General features: G+C 70.6%; 13 protein-coding genes. 4 read left to right on the plus strand and 9 right to left on the minus strand.

Going from position 1 to position 19136, the window contains the following annotated elements; genetic code table 11:
- Positions 1–195: 195 nt before the first annotated feature.
- The 3 genes from J2S43_RS14690 to J2S43_RS14700 form a co-directional block, all read right to left on the minus strand.
- The gene (locus J2S43_RS14690; RefSeq protein WP_306829585.1) at positions 196–2070 is read right to left on the minus strand and encodes an ABC transporter ATP-binding protein; all 1875 of its coding nucleotides are present in this window, start codon (positions 2068–2070) and stop codon (positions 196–198) included.
- A gap of 370 nt (positions 2071–2440) precedes the next feature.
- Entirely contained in the window at positions 2441–3052 is a 612-nt protein-coding gene (locus J2S43_RS14695) for a TetR/AcrR family transcriptional regulator (RefSeq protein ID WP_306829586.1), read from the minus strand.
- A 14-nt stretch (positions 3053–3066) separates the two neighbouring features.
- The gene (locus tag J2S43_RS14700) at positions 3067–3789 is read right to left on the minus strand and encodes a YdcF family protein (protein ID WP_306829587.1); all 723 of its coding nucleotides are present in this window, start codon (positions 3787–3789) and stop codon (positions 3067–3069) included.
- A gap of 429 nt (positions 3790–4218) precedes the next feature.
- Here J2S43_RS14700 and J2S43_RS14705 point away from each other — a divergent pair, with 429 nt between their 5' ends.
- Positions 4219–5232: a hypothetical protein gene (locus tag J2S43_RS14705; protein WP_306829588.1), complete on the plus strand. Its 1014-nt coding sequence runs from the start codon at positions 4219–4221 to the stop codon at positions 5230–5232.
- Between the two features lie 208 nt (positions 5233–5440).
- Here the strand turns inward: J2S43_RS14705 and J2S43_RS14710 are convergent, their stop codons facing one another.
- The 6 genes from J2S43_RS14710 to J2S43_RS14735 form a co-directional block, all read right to left on the minus strand.
- A complete protein-coding gene (locus tag J2S43_RS14710) occupies positions 5441–6175 on the minus strand; it encodes a VOC family protein (RefSeq protein ID WP_306829589.1) in 735 nt (244 codons plus the stop codon).
- A gap of 10 nt (positions 6176–6185) precedes the next feature.
- A complete protein-coding gene (locus J2S43_RS14715) occupies positions 6186–7148 on the minus strand; it encodes a catalase (protein WP_306829590.1) in 963 nt (320 codons plus the stop codon).
- 73 nt (positions 7149–7221) lie between these two features.
- The gene (locus J2S43_RS14720; protein WP_306829591.1) at positions 7222–8124 is read right to left on the minus strand and encodes a hypothetical protein; all 903 of its coding nucleotides are present in this window, start codon (positions 8122–8124) and stop codon (positions 7222–7224) included.
- An 85-nt stretch (positions 8125–8209) separates the two neighbouring features.
- Complete coding sequence (locus J2S43_RS14725) at positions 8210–12820, minus strand: RHS repeat-associated core domain-containing protein (protein WP_370881627.1); 4611 nt, start codon at positions 12818–12820, stop codon at positions 8210–8212.
- A 307-nt stretch (positions 12821–13127) separates the two neighbouring features.
- Positions 13128–14462, minus strand: coding sequence for a TolB family protein (locus J2S43_RS14730; protein WP_306829593.1), 1335 nt, complete (start codon positions 14460–14462; stop codon positions 13128–13130).
- A gap of 585 nt (positions 14463–15047) precedes the next feature.
- Positions 15048–15881, minus strand: coding sequence for a GAF domain-containing protein (locus J2S43_RS14735; RefSeq protein ID WP_306829594.1), 834 nt, complete (start codon positions 15879–15881; stop codon positions 15048–15050).
- Between the two features lie 109 nt (positions 15882–15990).
- On the opposite strand from J2S43_RS14735, the gene J2S43_RS14740 reads away from it, so the two are divergent.
- From J2S43_RS14740 to J2S43_RS14750, 3 genes are all read left to right on the plus strand, one after another.
- Positions 15991–16191: a hypothetical protein gene (locus J2S43_RS14740; protein WP_306829595.1), complete on the plus strand. Its 201-nt coding sequence runs from the start codon at positions 15991–15993 to the stop codon at positions 16189–16191.
- Between the two features lie 454 nt (positions 16192–16645).
- Positions 16646–17797: a right-handed parallel beta-helix repeat-containing protein gene (locus tag J2S43_RS14745; RefSeq protein WP_306829596.1), complete on the plus strand. Its 1152-nt coding sequence runs from the start codon at positions 16646–16648 to the stop codon at positions 17795–17797.
- Between the two features lie 23 nt (positions 17798–17820).
- A complete protein-coding gene (locus J2S43_RS14750; RefSeq protein WP_306829597.1) occupies positions 17821–19131 on the plus strand; it encodes a TolB-like translocation protein in 1311 nt (436 codons plus the stop codon).
- Positions 19132–19136 lie beyond the last annotated feature (5 nt).

The following is a 19136-nucleotide window of genomic DNA, read 5'->3' on the forward strand; positions in this document are numbered from 1 at the left end:
GAGGATCTCGGCGAGCGGGCCGAGGCGCGGCATCGGCGTGTGGGCGACGTCGATCGACTCGACAGGCGGGTGGGCGCGGGTGCCGTCGACCAGGCGGCATCCGCCGTCCCGCCCCTGATCCGCGTAGTACCGGGACGCCCGCGCCGCTGAGCGCGGTCACGTCCCGGTACCCGGTGCGTTCTACAGACGCCCAGCTCAGCGGCGATCTGCGCGGCGGTCCGTATCCCCTGCGCCGGCAGTAACAGCCGCTACGCGCGCACGATCGTCATCGTCGCCCAGGAACCCGCCGGACTGCCGCGCCCACAGGTCCGCGTAGAGCCCGCCGCGGCCGATCAGCTCGGCGTGCGTGCCCGCCTCGACGATCCGGCCGGCGTCGAGCACGACGATCCGGTCCATCCGCGCGATCGTGGAGAGCCGGTGCGCGATCGCGATCACGGTCCGGCCGTGCAGCACCTCGTCGAGCGTGTCGTGGATCGCGGCCTCCGCCTCGGAGTCGAGCGCGGACGTGGCCTCGTCCAGCACCAGGATCGGTGCGTCCCGGTAGAACGCCCGGGCCAGCGCGATCCGCTGCCGCTGCCCGCCGGAGAGTTTCACGCCGCGCTCGCCGACGAGCGCGTCCAGCCCGCCGGGCAGATCCGCGACGAACCCGGCGGACGCCCGGTGCAGCGCCTCGGTGACCCGCTCGTCGTCGACCGCGCCGAACCCGGCGACGTTCTCCCGGATCGAGCGGTGCAACAGTGTGGCCTCCTGCGCGACCATGGCGATCCTGGCCCGCAGGCTCTCCTGGGTGACGGCCGTGATGTCGGTGCCGTCGATCGTGATCGTGCCGGACTCCGCGTCGTGGAACCGCAGCAGCAGCCCGGCCAGCGTGGACTTGCCCGCGCCGGACCGGCCCACCACCCCCACCCGCTCGCCCGCGCGCACGTGCAGGTCCAGCCGGTCGAGCCCGCGGGCCCCACGCCCGTAGTGGTGGCTGACCTGCGTGAACGTGACGGCTCCGCCGCGTACCCGCAGCGGGGTGGCATCTGGATCGTCCTCGACCGCGAGCGGCTGCGCGACGGTCCGCAGCGCACGCCGGAGCGCGCCCACGGCGCCGAACAGCGACGACACCGCGTCCAGCAACCATTCGGCCATCGACGTGATGCGGAAGCTGAGCGCGAGTGCGGCCGCGACCAGACCCAACGGCGCCGCATCGGTACGCCAGAGCGCGATCCCGTAACCGACCAGCCCGGCGAGCAGCGCGCCACCGAGCGCCATCATCGAGCCGTTGATCGTCACCTCCACCCGCTGCAGGTCCAGGTGCGCCCGCCGCGCCCGGGCGAACACGGCCCGGTCGCCGTCCGACCGCGCGGCCGGGTCGCCGAGCAGCGCGAGCGTGGCGACGTTGGCATACGCGTCGACGAGCAGCCCGGTCAGCGCCGACTCCGCCTCCTGCAGCCGCTCCGAGGCCCGCCGGTAGCGCGGCACCATCAGGCGCATGAGCAGCGCGTACGCCACGATCCAGGCGCCCAGCGGAAGAAGCAGCCGCACGTCGATCGCGGCCATCACCCACACCGAGCCGACGACGTAGGCGAGCACGTACGCCAGCGTGTGAATGATCGAATACGCCGCGGTGGCGGCCGCGTCGCCGCCGTCGCGCACCCAGCTGGCGATCCGGCCGGCGAAGTCGTCCCGGAACCAGCCGACCGACTGCCGCGACACGTGCCGGTGCATCCGCCAGCGGGCGATCGGCCGCGCGTTGGCCCGGAACGCGATGTCGTCCAGCGCCTCACCGGCCGTGTTGAGAAGCGGCCGGATCAGCAGCGTCAGCACCGCGACCGCGATCAGCTCGGCGCCGTGCGCCGCCCAGAACGTGTCCGGGCTGCCGGCCGCGAGCGAGTCGACGAGCCGCCCGGCGTAGGAGATCAGCCAGACCTCCAGCGCCGCGCACAGGATCGTGACGGTCACCGCGGCGATGACGACCGCGCGCAGCGGCCGGAGTTCGTGGATCAGGAACCGGCGTGCGCTCCGCGGGAGCGGCCGGTCGTCGTGCGGGAAGGGATCAGTCGGGTTCTCGAAGAGTCCTAGCACGGAGTGCCTTTCCGGCGGTGAGATCGAACGGAGGACCGGAAGTACCGCCGGTATCTCTCATCATCGATCTCCTTCTCCGTGTGGTGGACTCCGCGCCGACCCTAGCCCGGCCCACCGGCCACCCGCACCGGATTTACGACGTGCCCGGACGCAGGTACCACCGGGGAGGGCGAAGACCCGCGCACCCTCGGCGTGGTACGCCCGTGCGATGGCCCGGCCGATCCCCGCGTTTCCGCCGTTCACCACCGCGACCTCAGTTATTGTCTTCACGGTCAATAAACCGAGTTTTTGACCATGAAGGCAATAACTCAGGGGGAGGTGTGGCGCGCGCCATGGGTGGCCGAGGGGTGCGGCCCGGAATCCGGAACGGCTAGGCCCGCGCGGGGCCCGCCCCCGCCTGCCCGGGGAGCACGTGAAGCGCGTCGAGTGCGACCGCGGTGAGTGCGGCACGCCCGACCCCGGCTCGGCCGAGCAACTCCATTCCGCGGGTGATGGCGACGAAGTACATCGCCAGTGACGACAGGTTCGCGTCCGGCGGGAGATCCCCGTTCCGCTGGGCGTCCTCGAGGCAGTGGGCGTAGACCCCGGCAAGCTGCTCGATGCCGGTCCTGGTGACCGTCGAGAGCTGATCCTGCTCGCCGGTCGATTCGACGAGAGCTCGCGTGGTGAGTGACACCCGGCCGTCGCTGCGGCTGAACTCGATCGCCATGCGAAGCATGTGCCCCCGGATCCGCTCCAGCGGGGACGCGTCGCCGTGCTGGAGCGCTTCCGAGACGGCCCGCGCCGCCTCCTCGCGGTCCTCCGAGAGGGCCCGCAGGAACAGCTCCCTCTTTCCGCCGAACGCGTTGTAGAGGCTCTGCTTCCCCAGGCCGGTCGCCTGCACCAGGTCGTCCAGGGTCGTGGCCGCGAGGCCGTTGGCGACGAACACCTCGCTGGCGCTGCTGACGACGTCGCGTTCGACGAACTTACGGGGGCGCGGCATGCGCCCAGAATATATTATTGACTGTTTGGCCAAAAATATGCGGACTTCTCCGCAAGGGCCGCATCGTTCATGGGGGCCGCCCAGAGCCAGCCGAGGTAGGTGCGGAGTTCGGTCGGGGTGGAGATCCAGCCGCGGTCGGCGTAGGTGAGGATGCGGTGGATCTCGCCCGGCAGCAGGTCGTAGGCGGTGGCGCCGGTCTCGGGGACGCGGGTGTCGGGGGAGATCGCGACCGGAGCCGGCCAGATCGGGACGCGGAGGCCGTGGCGGTCGAGGGCCTTGAGGGCGGTGAGGTAGGCGCGGAGCAGGTGGTAGGGGGAGACGACCAGGCCGAAGCTGCGGATCCGCAGGTCCGACACCTGCGCGGCGATCCAGCCGGCCTGCAGCGCGGTGTTCGGTGCCGGTTCGGCCTGGACGTGCACGCCGTCCAGGCGACGCAGGCCGAGACCGCGCAGGTAGGCGAGGCTCAGCTCGTCGTAGGTGGTCTCGGCCGGGTTGCCGTTCGCGATGAGCAGCAGCCGCAGCGACGGGCGGGTCTCCCAGAGCCGGATCGCGTGCGTGATCCGCCACACCTCGCCCTGGCCGCTCGGCACGATCAGCGCGTCCGCCCGTTCCGCCTCGGCCTGCGGCAGGCTCAGCACCGCGGTCAGCGCGCGCATCACGTCGAGCATCCGCCCGGCCGGGAAGCCGCCGAGGTCGTCGTCCCGCACGATGCGGGGCGTGGTGTTGCCGAGGTGCACCTGTTCTCCCGATCCTGTGCAGACCATCCTGCCGTGCCGGAGTGGAGAACGTGCCGCGGGCCCGTCCCGACACGGGTGAACCGTGCGGGGCCGTCGTGCACGCGAGCAGGGGAACGCCGGACACGATGGACGTTCTGGTGACCGGTGCGATGCGGGCGGAGGCCTCTTCGCCGGGCCGGACGTAGATGCCGGGGAACTGGGCGGACCAGCTACGCGAGCAGGGATCGAGATCCCGGCCGGCCGGCAGAGAAGGCCTGAGCGCCAGGCACGGGTCGGACAACAGCGGGCGCTTCGCTGTACCTTGATCGGGAAACCACGGCGGCCAACCCTTCTCCGCGTCAGCTGACGACCGGAGGGCAGGGTCAGCCGGTCTACTCGCCTGGGTCGCGACCGATTGGGTTCGGGGCGACGAGCGGAAGGGGTGGCGCGATGCGTCGCAGAGTGTTGTTGGGGTCGGCGGCGGTCGGCGCGGCCGGGCTCGTTGGCTGGCGGCCAGGCTCTTCCCTGGCAGCGCCGGCCGAGGCGACCTCCCGAGGCGGGTCCAACTACGGCTGGTACCAGATCGACGACTGCAACCGGGAACCGTACGGCATCGTCAACTCGTTCCACAAAGCCCCGGACGTGATCCGCAGCCAGCTCGCCGCGATGCGCGCGGCCGGCCAGGCACGACTGCGGGTGCACATCATCCACCGGCACCGCGCGGACACCGGCACCTCCATGGACTCCACCGGCGGCAACATCTCCGCCCAGAACCGGCAGAACCTGGCCGATCTGCTGCGCGCGATCGACGACGCCGGCTTCGTCGAGATCCAGGTGGCGTTCATGCCGATCGGCGAGAACGCCGCGTACAACTGGCCGAGTTGGAACGAGGACATGTACCAGGAGAACTGGAACCTGATCTCCAACCTGCGCCCGATCATCGCCGGCTCCGGTCTCCATTACCGGATCGACCTGTGCAACGAGGCGATACCGACGAACCTCCAGCCGGTCCTGCTCGCCTACACACAGCGGCTGTGGAACGACTACACCAACGCCTTCGACAAGAAGGACACGGTCGGGTTCTCCGCCATCGGCTACGCCGGCCGGATCCAGAACATCCCCAAGGTGTACGGGAACAACCCGCCGTACCTGTTCGACTTCCATTTCTACCGTCGTGACGACGGGCTCGACGAGGGCGCCTTGTTCACCATCGCACACGACATGATGAACCAGTACGGCTACACCAAGCAGGGCTGGACGATCGGCGAGGTGTTCAACAACGACGCGCTTGCGGCCAGCTCGCTGCGGCAGGCCATCAACAGCACCGGCCGGACCGTGTACTACCTCTTGCAATGGCCACGGCAAGCGCCGCCGAGCAACGGCGACCCCGAACCCACGTGCCCCGACAAGACCGTCCCGCCGCCCCCGGTCAACTTCGGGGCCTACATCGCACAGGGCTTCTAGCCGGACGAAGGAGGGCCGAGATCGTTCGAAACGATCTCGGCCCTCTCTGTCTTCGGGTCTGCCCGTTCAGCGCCACCGCGCTGTCCTGGGGACGGGCCGGCGGCTTCGGCACAGCGAATGGCAGGCCGCGCTCGCCCGCGGGCTCTCCGGCCAGAAGCACTCCCGGTTCGGCCCGGCCTCGCGCGGCGCGTCCACCAGCGCCGCCGTGTCATCCCGCGCTGAGCACGCAGAACTCGTTGCCCTCCGGATCGGCCAGGCACCGCCACGGCACGTCGTCGCCCTGACCCACGTCGATCGGGGTGGCGCCGAGCGCCCGCAGCCGGTCCACCTCGACGGTCTGATCGTCGCCCGGGTACGGCCGCAGATCGAGATGCACCCGGTTGCCCTCCGGCCCGGCACCGCGAATGAACTCCAGGAACGGTCCGGCGCCCGTCGCCGACCGCAGCGACGCGAACTCGTCGTTCACCTCGTGGGCGGTCCAGTCCGTCGCCGCACCCCAGAAACCGGCCATCGCCCGCGGATCCGCGCAGCCGACCACCACCGCCGCGATCGGCCCGGTGTCCCGGTAGACCTCGCGCGGCTCCAGCACGCAGAACAGGTTGCCCTCCGGGTCGGCCAGCACCGCCCACGGCACGTCACCCTGCCCGATGTCCGCCGGCGTCGCCCCCAGCTCTTTCAGCCGCGCCACCAGCTGCTCCTGATGTGCCAGGGAGGTGGTGGCCAGATCGAGGTGCACGCGATAGCGCACGGTCTCCGGATCCGGCACCGAGACGACGTCGATGTAGAGCACCGCCGGATCCGGATAGGTGAACCCGGCCGGCTCGACGTTGGTCACGCCCGGCCCTTCGCTGGAGACACCCCAGCCGAGCGCATCCGCCCAGAACCGGCCGAGCGCCGCATCATCGCGGGCCTTGACGTTCACCTGAACCAGACGGAGCGGCATACCGGACACCCTACTTCTGCCAGCCGGCCGCACTCGCCGCATACACCGCCCGCCGCGCCCGGTTCAGATTCCCCAGCGGCCGGAACCCGGCCGGACGGTTCCACGGGCTGAACGCCATTCCGTGCACGCGCTCGTCGTCGAGCACTTCCGGCCCCGGAACGGTCAGCGTCGCCACCGGCGTCCACGGCGCGTCCCACTCCACCGCACCGTCCTCGATCGGTGTGCGCTCCTCCGACACGAACCGCTGCACACTCAGCGTGAACCGCACCGGTCCTCGCGCCAGCCGCTCCCGGAACTCCACCTTCAACCCATCAAACCCTTCAGCGGGTACGGCGGGCGCCGGGTCGACCGGACTCAGCCGAAACCGGACCGGCCCGGCGTCACCCCACAGGATCGCGCCCCGGCTCCAGTACGACTCCAGCGCCAGGCTCTCACTGCGCCTGCTGGCCCGCCGGAGGTTCCCCACGATCCGCAGCGTCTCCCGCAACCCGACCGCCGCCACCATCCGCGGCAGTGCCAGCGCCCGCAGCCCCGCCCCGATCTCCGCCACCGCCACGAACTGCTTCGCGTCCCGCACATGCGACACCGGATAGCTGGTCATGAGCAGGTCATGCACCCCACCACCCGGCAGCGCCACCTTCAGCGCCGCCCCACGCAGATCCGGTTCGGTGTCCGCACGTGGAACTCCCGCCGCATTCGACAGCCGTACCGCCACATTCAGCCGCGCCCCGGCCACGAACGCGCCGACGTTGAGTTCGTCCGGCAGATCCGCGGCGAATGCCAGCTCCGCACAGATCACCCCGACCACGGTCTTGGCGTGCAGCGTCCGGTGCGCGACGGCCGAGCCGGACGCCCGGGCATGCGCGCTCTGCACGTCGCGCATCCTCCGCGCGTACGCCTGGAATGATCGCTCCTCCGCCTCCGCTGAGCCGCCCTCAAAAAACTCACGCCACGCCCGTTCCTCCACCGCCATAGCCGTCGATCATGCATCCTCCGCCCGCCGGGCGATCCTCTGGGACCGGTGATCGCTTAAGACATCGCGTCCGTCAGGTCTTCAAGATGCGTCGGGCCAGCCGCTCCACTGTCCGATTGTCCCGGTGTCCGGGCACCCACTGCTCCGGCTCGCCGATGGTCACTTCCGCACGGCCGCCGGGCAGCGGTGTCGCACCTTTCGGCGGATCGCCGAGGTGCCGGACCTGCTCGGCTGTCAGCATTTGGTACCACAGTGGGCGGGGCTGTGCGGCTTCGTACCGCCCGTTGTCGGACAGCCATACGCTGCCCGTGCGCGTCCCCTGAGCGGTCACGCCCGCCCACCCGAGCACACCTGCGTGCCGTCGGATGTGGTCACGCTGCGCGCGCATCCGATCGGCTACCTCTGCGGGGCCCCAACCGGCACCGGCCGCGGTGAGGGTCGGACCGCTGAGGTGCGATGACGGGAACGACACCGCAGCCGCCGCGGTCGCGAAATCGGTGGTGAGTACGCTCGCGCCGGCCTCACCCTGCAGCACCATGTCGAGCATGGGGCGCACCCTCGGCCAGGAGAGCGGCGACTCCATCGACACGATCAGGCCCAGCAGCTCGTCGCCGGGCCGCCGGCAGGACTGCAGCCAGTCCAGCGCCGCCGAGACCACCTCGGCCGTGGGCGGCATGCCGACCGTCTGCCCGGGCGATCGCAGCATCGCCCGGGCCATCACCGGAAATCCGTCCAGTGTCAGGTAGCGGTCGCCGATTTCGGGCGCGGGCAGGATCTCGCCGTCGACCTTCAGCTGTGCGGCGAAGCCTACGAGGGCGTCGTGGCGGGCGGCGGGCGTGCCGTCGCCGAAGTCCACCATCAGCAGCCAGCCGCCCGGGGTGGCGTCCGGCCCGAACACGGGTACGTCGAGCTGGGCGGCTGCGGCGGGCAGCGCCGCAGCCAGCCGCTCAGGCTCGGGTGAGCGCACCAGCATCACGACCGTCTCCTGCGATCGGAGCAGTCGCATCAGGGCCGGAGCAACGGTCACGGGCATCGTTCGAACCTATCCGGATCCGGCACGCTCACGCCTGCTGCTCCGCCGGGTCGCGCGGGGCGGGAATCGGTATCGGGATCTGGATCGGCGGCGGCTTGATGTCGTGTTTCGGTACCTTGACGCGCACGTGTGCCGGTGCCTTCTCGTCCTTGGCGAAGTAGATGTGCCCGGCCTGGTTGTTGAGCCCCCAGACATAGACGACGCTGCCGCCGGTCACCCGGTTGAGGAGGCTGGTGACGACGCCGAAGCCGTTGGCCCAGTCCTGCAGCTCGGTGCTGGCCTCGATATCCAGGCCCCAGACACCACCGGCATGGGAGATGTAGTTGTTGATCTGCCGCTGGACACGGGCGACGGTGCCCGGTCCGGTCCATCGTTTCACCTCGAACAAGAAGCGCTCTTCGGTCAGGATGTCGAAGCGGAAGTTCTTCGTACGAGGATCCGACTCGTCCGGCATCTGGCCCTTCTGCCCGGTCTCCCAGTCGACGTCCTTGCTGATCCTGGTCGCGCCGCCGAAGAACCGCCAGGCTTTCCAGCCGAAGTTCTGCCGTCGCCAGTTCAGGTGCTCGATGGTGAACGCCTGCGCGGCCGCCTCCGGTCGCTTGGTGTTCCAGTAGTGGTTCAGCTCGGCGGAGTCGGCGTCCAGTGCCTTCAACGACAGCGAGCCGCGGGTGAACAGGCACGCCGTACCCTGGAAGCACTTGCGGTGCGAGACGTGCGAGTTTCCCGGGTCGGCTGGGCATCCCGCGCACGCAAGCAGCTTCGCCAGCAGGTTCGCCACCAGGTTCCCGATGGCGGTGCCGATGCCGATCCCGATCGTGCCGAGCGGATCGATGACGTTCAGCGGATCGTTGCCCGCGTAGACGTAGGGATTCGCGGTGTGGCCGGCCCCGCCGAGCACGGAGATCGGGTCGCGGGTGGTGAACCGGCCGAGGTCGGGCCGGTAGTACCGGGCCCGCAGGTAGACCGCTCCGTCGTGCTCCAGTTCGCCGCGGTAGCCGAACCGGGGCAGGTCGTGACGATCGTCGGCGTGCACGTCGCGCGGATCGCCGAACGGGTCGTCGCCACCGGCGTTCACCCAGGGGGCGGTCGGCGGCGTCGGCACCGCCGAGCCGTCGGCGGCCCGGGCGAAGATCTCGGCGCTGCTGCCGGTGACCGCGAAGATCCGGCCGTGGCCGTAGACGAACCGGGCGTCGGCGGGCGCCGGTGATCCGGTGCGACCGGGGCCGGTGACGTCCTGCCGGAGGATCTGCGGCACGGCGGTGTCGACGTCCCACAGATAGCGGGCCCCGACATCCCGCGGGTGGTCGCTGTCGGCACGGGCGTCCGAACCGGTGGAGACGGCGGCCAGGAGGCCGTTGCCGTCATAGGTGTACCGGAACCGCTCGGTGTCCCGATCCCTGCGCACGGTCACCACGACCGGCCGGCCGAACCCGTCGTAGTCGACGGTGCGTCGCAGATCGTCCCCGGTCTCCTCGATCAGCCGGCCGGCACCGTCGTGCCGGAAGCGCACGTCGGCGCGACCGGCGTCGATACGGTTCAGCTGGTCCGCGGCGTCGTAGCGGTACTGCGTCTGCTCCCGGCCACGGGTCACTGAGGTCCGGTTGCCTACCGCGTCGTAGGCGAGCGTGACCGCGTCGGTGTCGTGGCCACCGCGCGTGAATCGGACTAGCTGTCCGGCCGGGTCGTACCCGAACGTCTCGGTGGTGTCGCCGCCGGTCCGCTCGACCAGCCGGCCGTCCGCGTCGTACCGCATCCGGGCCTCGATCGCCGGTGCCCCCTCGCGCAGCTCCCGGTATGCGGTCAGCAACCCGCCCTCGTAGCGGTATCGCCGGGCCCACCGGCGCGGTAGCTGTTCGGTCAGCAGCCGCCCGTCGGGGTCCAGGGCGTACACCACCTCGCCCGCCTCGGAATCGTGCACGTTGATCAGCCGGCCGCAGAGGTCGTACTGGAAGCGGACGGTGCTGCCGTCCGGATAGGTCAGCCGGGTGCGCTGCCCGGCTGCGTCGAAGCCCGCCGACAGCACCGCACCGTCCGCTGCGGTGACGGTCGTCAGCCTGCCCACCCGGTCGTAGGTGTACGTGGTCGTACCGGTCACGTCGGTCATCGACGTGCGCCGTCCCGCGGCGTCGTACACGAATGAAATCGCATCGTCGCCGGATGTCATCCCGGTCAGGCGTTCGGCCGCGTCGTAGGTGCGGCGCATCGTGCGACCGGACGGGTCGAGCACCGCGGCCAGGTTCCCGGCCAGATCGTACTCACGACGGGTAACCCGGCCGAGCGGGTCGGTCATCGACGTCTCCCGCCGGTTGACGTCGTACGTGAACCGGGTGACCGCGCCCTTGGCGTCGGTGACTGTGATCAGGTTACCGGCCGTGTCGTAGGTGTAGCGGGTCACTCCGCCACGGGGGTCGATCGACGCGGTGAGCCGGTGCGCCCGGTCGTACTCGAAGCGCTGCACGGACCCGGTCGGCGAGATGGTCGCCGACCGGTCACCGTCCGGGGTGTACTGATACCGGGTGATCCACCCGCGCGGGTCGATCGAGGCGGCCAGCCGGCCGTCGGCATACCGGAAGCCGGTGGTCAGACCGGCCGGCGTGGTGGTGGACAGGCGCCGGCCGTCGGCGTCGTACACATGCCGGGTGACACCGCCCATCGGGTCGGTCACCTTCACCACCCGCCCGGCCGCGTCGTACCGGTAGGTGGTGGTGCGGCCCAGCGGGTCGACCACCGTGGCCGGCTGGCCGAGGGCGGTCCACGTGCGCTGGGTGATGGCGCCGGCCGGGTCGGTCTCGGTCAGGATCCGGCCGGCCGCGTCATAGCTGGTGCGCCAGACGCCTCCCACCGGATCGGTACGGGAGATCTCCCGGCCGGCGAGGTCGTACTCGTAGCGCCACACCGCGCCGGTCGCGTCGGTGACCTCGGTCGCGTTCCCCTGTTCGTCCCAGACGATGGTGGTGGCGCCGGACTCGTCCTCCTCACGGACGACCCGGCCGTCGGGGTCGTAGGTGAGGCTGGTGGTCCGGCCGTCCGGCGCGGTCAGGGTGGTCAACCGGCCACGCGGGTCGTAGGCCATGGTCGATGTGGCGTCCCCGGCCACGGTCATCGACGTAAGGTTGCCGGCGCCGTCGTACTCCTGCGTGGTCTCCTCGCCGACCGGGCTCGTGACCCGGGCCAGCCGCCCGGACGCGGTGTACTCGTAGCTCGTCACCGCCCCACCGGCGGTGGTGCGTTCCAGCAGCAGCCCGGACGCGGAGTACCGGAACCGGCGGGTGCGCTCGCCCGGGTCGGTGACGGCCACGACCCTCCCGCCCGGGTCGTACTCGTACCGGGTCCGGTCGCCAGCCGGCGTGACCGTCTCGACCCGTCGGCCCGCGTCGTCGTACCGGTGCCGCCATACGTGGCCGTCGGGGTCGGTCACCGCAGTGAGGTTGCGTCGCTGATCGTAGGCGTACTCGGTACTGCTGCCGGTCGGGTCGACCACCCGGGTGATCAGGCCGTCGGACACGTCGAAGACGGTGCGGTTGCCGAGCGGGTCGGTGACGGCGGTCGGGCGGCGGCTGGCGGTGCCGTACTCGAACGTGGTCCGGCCGCCCAACGGATCAGTCTCCGCGGCCAGCCTGTTCCGATCGTCGTACGCGTAGCGGGTGGTGGCCTGCCCCCAGGACACGTCCGCGACGTTGCCTCGATCGTCGTAACCCACCGTCACGCGGATGCCGCCAGCCGTCGTGCCGCCGATGATCCGGCCCTGCTCGTCGAACTCGGCCGAGGAGTTCGCACCGGTCGGATCGGTGACACCGACGACGTGGCCCGCGGCGTCGTGCCGGAACACCATGCGCGTGTCCGCCGGCCCGCCGGTCACGGCCACGGTGGTGGTCCCGGCCTCGTCGTATGACACGTCGATCGTCTCGCCGTCCGCACTGGTCTGACGGACCACCCGGCCGGTGTCGTCGTAGGCGTTGGCCAACAGGGTCCGCCCGTCCGGGTCGGCCACCCGCACCAGCCGCCCGTCCTCGTACTCGTACGAGGTCACCGCGCCGTCGAACGATGCGGTCCGCACCAGGGCGCCGTCGGCGGCGTAGCCGTACGCCACCGCACGGCCGTCCGCCGTGCGTAACCCGGAGATCCGCCCCTGCGCGTCATAGGCGACGTCGATGCGACGGCCGCTCGAATGGGTGACCGAGGAAAGCCGGTCCCGCTCGTCATAGGTCAGGTCGGTGCGATCGCCCACCTCGACGTGGCGCACGTACCGCCCTCGGCGGTCGAACGTGGACGTTCCTCCGTCGGCATACTCCAGCCGATGGCCTCCGTCCACGACGATGAGGTCCGCCGCCAGATCGAGTGGCCGCTGGAATCCGTCCCCGGCCCGCACGAACGTCAGGACGCGCCCGTCGCCACCGCGTAATGCCACATCACCGTTGTCCCGGATCAGCAAGGCAGCAGCCCACGTGTGGGTCCAGCCTGCCTCGTCGCGCGAGTTGTAGGCGCGGGCCCAGCCCGGCGCCTCGGCCACATCGACGTCGATCCGACAGTAGTTGCCTATTGCCGTATTGATTCCGTCACCCACCACGCCGTAGCCGGTCGGCTGTCCCAGCAGTTCCGCAACTGGGCGCGTGACAGGGCCGCGTGATTGTTCTGCCATGACGTCCCCCGTATTGAACGATTTCGCTCGAACGAAACACGGTGATCGTGATGACGCCGACCATCCTGTTCAAGGTATGTGTCCTCGATCAGCCAGGTCTGGAGACACCAAACTCCGTAGCGGCTCGTGTTGTTGCCGCGTGGCAAGCTCGTCGCCATGATCGAAGGACTTTTCTGCAGGGCCGTCTCCAGAGGGTCCGTGAGGTGCTGCTCTGGAGGCTCGACGTCCTGTCCGAATACGACATCCGGCGCCGCGAAGCTTGCCGCGATGCCGAACATGCCGCCTTCTTTCGGCCGCGACGCTGCGGTCAGCCGCAGGCGGTGCCGGTGACGAAGACGTCCGCGGCGCCGTTGACGTCGGACACGGTCAGGTTCGACGCCTCCGAGGTGAACGCGACCTCCGTCCCGTCCGGCCGCAGCGACACCGAGCTCTCGCCGCCACCCCCACGCCCCCCGGCGTCGGTGTCACCGTCGGCGTCGCCGGTCAGCCGCGTGGTCATGCCGGTCAGCCGGTCCCGGACGAACAGGTCGGACCGGCCGTTGGTGTCGCCCGGGACCAGCGTCGACGCGTCCGAGGCGAACACCACGCACCGCCCGCCGTCGCTGACGCGCTGCCCCCAGCTGTCCCCGTCTGCCTGCGTGCCGTCGGAGGCGACGCTGACCAGCTCGACCTCGCCGGTCATCCGGTCGCGCACGAAGACGTCCATCGCGTCGTTCGTGTCACCCGGCACCACCTGGTTCATCGCCGACTCGAACGTCACGTACCGCCCGTCCCGGCTCAGCGACGCCGTGTGCAGCTCGTAGGCGCGGTTGCCGTCGGCCGGCTCACCGGTCGCGGTGAGGCTCTCCCGCGTGGTGACGCCGGTCTGCAGATCCCGCACGTACACGCCGATGACCTGCAGCCCGTCCGGCATGATGTCGGTGGCGGAGGAGGTGAACGCGACGTACCGGCCGTCCGCGCTGATCCCCCGGCTGTAACTCGGCCAGTGCCCGTTCAACCCGGTCGTCGCCACGCTGACCAGCGTGGTCGTGCCGAGCAGCCGGTCCCGGACGAACGCGTCCGCGCCGCGCCTGTGGTTCGCGTCCCGGCCCGGTAGCAGGTTCTGCGCCCGCGACGTGAACGACACGAACCGCCCGTCCGCGCTGATGTCCGCGCCCCAGCTGATCGACCCGGTCGCCTCCGCACCCGCGCTGGTCACGTTGATCCGCTCGATCGCGCCGGTGGTCAGGTCCATCAGGAACACGTCCGCGTACCCGTTCGTGTCGCCGGGCACGAGATCCGGCGCCCACGACGTGAACGCGAGGAACCGCCCGTCCGCGCTGATCTCCGGATCGAACAGCCCGTCCGTGACGAACCCGGTCGCGGCACTGGTCACCGGCCGCACCGTGGTGCCGAGCAGCCGGTCGTGGACGAACACGTCCGACAGCCCGTTGACGTCCCCCGGCACGAGGTCCGGCGCCTGCGACTCGAACGCCACGTACCGCCCGTCCGCGCTCATCGACGGCGCCTGACTGAGCCCGCCGCCCGGTCCGCCGCCGCTGGACACGCTGACCAGCTCCGTCCTGCCCGTCGACGCCACCGCCACACCCGGCACGGCGACGACCAGCACCGCACAGGCGAGCGCGATCCACCGAACTCCCACCGCATACCTCCATCGTCCACTGTCGATCGATGGCTACACGGTAGAGCGCGGCACCCGGCCACTCCTGTCAGCTTGCCGACCGATCAGCCGCACACGTCGACATGAGCCGGTCTTCACAAACCGCACAAGCCCATATGCGGTACGGGAGGGGGGACCCATCACTGCCGGCGTGCGTGAGCGGCGCGTACCGGTCCGCCAGCAGCCGCACCTCGGGCTCGCAGTCGAGCAGGTGGATGAGCAGCAGGGCCGTGGTGCACTCCGGGTCGAGCAGCAGCAGGCTGCGCAGACAGCTGGCCCGCTCATAGGAGTGCGGTGAGGCGACGGTCAGCCGGCGCACCAGCGTCGCCCGGCCGCCGGCGTGGTGCGCGGTGGACGAGCCGGCGAGAATCCGGGCGAGCCCTCGGTGCGTTCGTCCCTCAGCACGACCGCGTTCGGGTTCGGGTTCGCCTACGAGTCGTCCCGATCAGTCAGCGCCGCATGCGTTCGCCCGCGGGGATCGGCTGCCACACGAACCCGTCGGATCCGGCCAGGGTTCCCTGGTGCCGCCGTCGGTGACCACGACGACCGCAGGTGGCGGGGGCCGGTTCAGCGGTTGACGTAGTCGGTCAGCCCGCCGAGTTCCTCGCTGGCGATGAACACCGACCGCACGTTGAGGATGGCTTCCTCGACGTGGGCGGTGCAGCCCCAGGCGGAGTCGCCCCACGAGTCGGCGATCTTCAGCTCGGCCGGCGCGGTGCACCCGGCGCCGCCGCCGAGCTGGCAGTGTTCGGGGTGCGGAGCGGTGGCGTGCGCGGCGGCTGCGGCGCGCATCCGGGCAGCGAGTTCGGCTGCGGCGGCGGCGCGCTGCTCGGCCTCGTCGCGCAGCTGCCGCTCGGCGCGTACCGCGGTCAACGCCGCCAGCCGCAACTCCAGCTGCCGGGCGACCAGCGTGGCGAGGTGCCCCAGCACAGCGGTCTGGGCTTCGGTGAGCTCCCGCGGGGCCGAGTCGATCGCGGTGATCGTTCCCAGGTGGTGGCCGTCGGCGGTGATGATCGGTGCGGCGGCGTAGAACCGCAGGCCCAGCTCACCGCGCACCAGAGGGTGCTCCAGGGTGCGCGGGTCCACGGCGGCGTCGTTGACCACGTAGAGGTCCTCGGCGCAGAACGCTGAGGCGCACAGGCCCGGTTCGGTGCCGACCTGCGCCACCCCGTCGAGGCCGTGCGCGGCGGCGAACCACACCCGGTCGGTGTCGACGATGCTGACCGTGGCGATCGGAGTGCCGCACGCCGCGGCCGCGGCTGCGGCGAACTCGTCGTACGCCCCATCGGTCGGGGCGTCGAGGATCTCGTAGCGGCGCACGGCCGCTACCCGGGCCGGATCCCGCAGCGCAGCCGCCGGCGAGGTCGGGTCGGTCGGGGGCGAGTCAGCAGGGATCGACATTCGTGGGGCTCGATTCTGGTCGGAATGACGGCTGCGACGCGCCGGCGGCCTCGCCGCTGGACCCATCGTCGCAGGTGGTGTCGGAGATGCGCCGAGGCCGGGTGCCGGTGTGGCCGAAGACATCGAGCACATCATGACGGTCGCCGAGTCGGACGGCCTGATGCTGATGTTCCCGAACTACCACGCCGACATGCTCCCGTTCGGCGAGTCGGTCCCCCCGCCCGCCTCGCCTGACCAGTACGGCAACACAGAAGGCTTCCTCCAGTCGTACGGCCGCATTGTCGTATTGTCGTTAACGGTAATCCAATAATGCATTCCGAGGGTACGAAACGGACAAAACGTCACGCCAGGCTGATACACCATAATGACAGTTATGTGGTGTACGGCTTCGGCGGGAGCGAGCCGGGGGAGCGGTGCCGAGATTTCGCGGGCCCCACAGCCACGGCGGGGTGGCGTAGCCTGGCGCGCACCGGAGACACCGGACACGTCACCGCGGGCGTAGCCGATGGCGCCGACGAGGGCTCCGGCCGTCTCCGAAATCGCGGGAGGATCCCGCTGGCAGAACATCGCCCCAGTTCTCAGGACCGATGCCCGCGGGTGCACTGGGGACGACACCGGCGGCTTCGCGGCGAAATCGCAGGAGGATCGTTCTGACAGAAGAGTCCCGGGGCGTCCATCGCGTGCCAGCCGATCGGGCGTCATGCGGCCGGTCAGTGATCGTGATAGATATGCAGCACTTGCCATCTCATCGACGGGGGAAGCTGATGAGCAACAGGCGCCTACTGGCGTGCGCACTGCTGGCGACGGTCGTCGCGGCGGGCCTGGCCGCACCGGGTGTCGCACAGGCCGCGGTGGCCGTGCAGACCGTCTACATGAACGCATCCGGGTCGGACGCGGGCTCCGGTGCGACGCCGGCGACCGCGGTCCGGACGCTGGCCCGGGTGGAGGAGCTGGTCGCGGCCGGCCCGGCGGACCAGGACGTGGAAGTGCGCATCCACGCCGGGACGTACGTGACCGGCGGCGTCACCTGGGACACCTACCGGCCGGGGCGGACGATCTCGTTCATGCCGGACGACTACACCGTGGGCGAGGGCCGGGACGGGATCGCCGCGCTGCCGGTCTTCGAGAACGCGCGCTCCTCGTCCGGGCGCTACCTGCCCGGCTACTGGTTCTACGCGTGCCTGCCGTCGGCCGGCCGGCCGCTGACCGACGGCGGCGTCGCGGGGCTGCGGTTCTACTACCTTCAGGCCCAGCGGTACGCCAGCGGCGGCCTCTCGCTGGACGGCTCCGCGGGTGCGTGCGGCGGTGGCTACGTGCCGTCGTCCGGCCTCGGTCAGCCGTCCGCGCGCGGACTGGACGGCAACACCGTGTTCGGGATGGTGTTCACCGATCTCGGCAACGCGTACACCGGTGGTGGCTGCGCCGACGAGGACTTCCCGCGGTGTGGGTACGGCGGCATCGTGCTGACCGAGTCGTCCGGCAACCGGATCGAGAACAGTCACTTCGTGGACCTTCGCAACACGGAGGCGAGCTACGTTCACGCGGTCTACGTCACGCACAAGAGCTCGTCGAACCGGTTCGCGGCGAACAACGTGACCGGGGTGAGCAGTGATCCGGTCAAGGTGCGCGACGCCAGCAACTTCAACACGTTCGAGGGCAATGTGTTCGGCGCGAACTCCTGGCCGCGCAGCACCACGCCGGGCGTGCACTACCTGGAGGAAGTCGGCGCGTCGGAGTGCTCGTCGTACCATAACCGGTTCGCCAACAACAACCTCGGCACGTACCTGACCGGCAGCACCGCGAACCTGCCGGTCTGGTATCTGAGCCCGGAGGGCGCGACCTGGCCCGGCCCGTCCGGTTGCCCGGCGATTCCGACCGGTGAGACCCGTTTGATCACGGCGGGCAACACGTACTGACGCGGTCGCTCTACCGTGGACACATGATTGATATATCTCGATGTGGCGCGGCCGTGGCCGCCGGGTTGCTGGTACTGACCATGCCGCAGCCCGCGGCCGCGGCCCTGCCGGGACCGGAACGGATCAGCGTCTCCGTCACCGGCGGGGACAGCGACTGGTTCAGCAACGGCTCGTCGATCAGCGACGACGGGCGGCTCGTGGTCTTCCAGTCGTACTCGACCGACCTGGTGCCGCGAGACATCAACGGCGGGTACGACTCGTTCGTGCGCGACCGGCAGGCCGGCGTCACCCGGCTGCTCGGCCTCAACCCGGACGGCAGCCAGACCGCGGAGGGGGTCAGTTCCGCGGTCGTCAGCGGCGACGGCCGGTGGGTGGTCTACGACGCGGACGCGGCCACACTGGTGTCCGGTGACTCCAACAACAAGATCGACGTGTTCGTCGAGGACCTGGGCACCGGTGCGATCACCCGTGTCAGCGTGACCAGCTCCGGCGCGGAGCCGAACAATCACAGCCACACGGCCGACATCAGCCCGGACGGCCGGTTCGTGACCTTCCAGTCGACCGCGACCAACCTCCTCACCACGGACCTGAACGGGGCGACCAAGTCCGACGTCTACCTGCACGACCGGCTGTTCGGCAGCACGCGGCTGGTCAGCGAGGCGCTGACCGGCGGCGGCGCGGGCGCTGACCGGCTGGCCCGGGACGCGAAGGTCAGCGCGGACGGCCGGTACGTGGCGTTCATGTCCGCGGCCACGAACCTGGTCGCGGACGGCAGCAGCGAGCTCAGCGTGTTCGTCCGGGACATGTGGACCGGCGTCACCACCCGGGACAGCCTGACCTGGACCGGAGCGCCGGCAGGTTACCCGTACGAGTACTCGTTCAGCCGGGACGGCCGGTTCGTCGGCTTCGACTCCGGCTTCGACGACGTGGTGCCCGGCGACACGAACAACCGGATGGACGCGTTCGTCCGGGACCGCTGGCGCGGCACGACCGAGCTGGTCAGCGTGTCGTCCGGCGGCGGACCCGGCAACGCGGGAAGTCACGCGCCGCAGGTCGGCGACGGCGGCCGGTGCGTGGTCTTCACGTCCGATGCGTCCGACCTGGCGCCCGGCGACACCGGCGGGGCGACGGACGTCTTCGTGCGCGACATGGTCGCCGGCACCGTCGTCCGGATCAGTGCCCCCTACTCGGCCGACACCGACCGGCCCAGCTACGGCGCCGCCGTCAGCCGGGACGGCCGGCACACCTCGTTCGACTCGCAGACCGGCGCGCTCGACCCGAACGACACCAACGACAACGACGACGTGTACGCGGCGACGACCGGCTGCGGCTGACATGA

Origin of the sequence: Catenuloplanes nepalensis (genome assembly GCF_030811575.1) — a bacterium.
GTDB classification, from domain to species: Bacteria; Actinomycetota; Actinomycetes; order Mycobacteriales; family Micromonosporaceae; genus Catenuloplanes; species Catenuloplanes nepalensis.